Source organism: Mesorhizobium sp. M1078, assembly GCF_040318615.1.
In the GTDB taxonomy this organism is placed as follows: Bacteria; Pseudomonadota; Alphaproteobacteria; order Rhizobiales; family Rhizobiaceae; genus Mesorhizobium.
In genome coordinates this window covers 1-581 of sequence record NZ_JAMYMP010000101.1, presented here as the reverse complement: position 1 = coordinate 581, position 581 = coordinate 1, and the positions used below count along the sequence as shown (strand labels likewise).

1 protein-coding gene and 1 pseudogene are annotated in these 581 nt (G+C 67.0%); both read left to right on the top strand.

Translation table 11 applies throughout. From position 1 onward, the window contains the following. Positions 1-306, top strand: a 306-nt coding sequence (locus NKH38_RS33280) for a BtpA/SgcQ family protein (RefSeq protein WP_352904892.1), incomplete at its 5' end; no start/stop codon positions are given. Then, a pseudogene (locus NKH38_RS33275) lies at positions 303-581 on the top strand (Zn-dependent hydrolase); the annotation flags it as partial. The gene NKH38_RS33280 and the pseudogene NKH38_RS33275, both read left to right, overlap by 4 nt.

Here is a 581-nt window from a genome sequence, read left to right as displayed (position 1 = left end):
GCGATCGTCGGCGACCGGCCGATCGAGGAGCAGGTCAAGGACCTCGTGTTCTTCGATGCCGACGCGGTGATCGCCACCGGCCAGCGCACTGGCCACGCCGCCGACCTCAGTTACATCAGGATGATCAAGGACGCCGCCGGACTGCCGACGCTTGTCGGCAGCGGGGTGACACCCGACAACGCCAACGATATCTTGGACATCGTCGACGGCGTCATTGTCGCCAGCTCGCTGAAACATGATGGAGTGTGGTGGAATCAGGTCGATCCGCAACGGGTGAAGGCCTTCATCCGCGGCCTCAAGCGGTGACTTTAGTGCCGGAGATCGACGGCGAGCGGCTGCTGGGCCGGCTCGATGCCTTCGCCCGGATCGGCGCGACGCCAGCCGGTGGCGTAAACCGACAGGCGTTCAGCATCGAGGATCGCGGCGCCCGGCGCCTGTTGGCGGAATTGGCGCTCGCGCGCGGCTTCGCGGTTTTCCAGGACGCCATGGCAAACCTTTTCATCCGCCGCGAGGGCACGGATGCCACCCTGCCGCCGCTGCTGATCGGCAGCCACCTCGACAGCCAGCCGACCGGCGGGCGC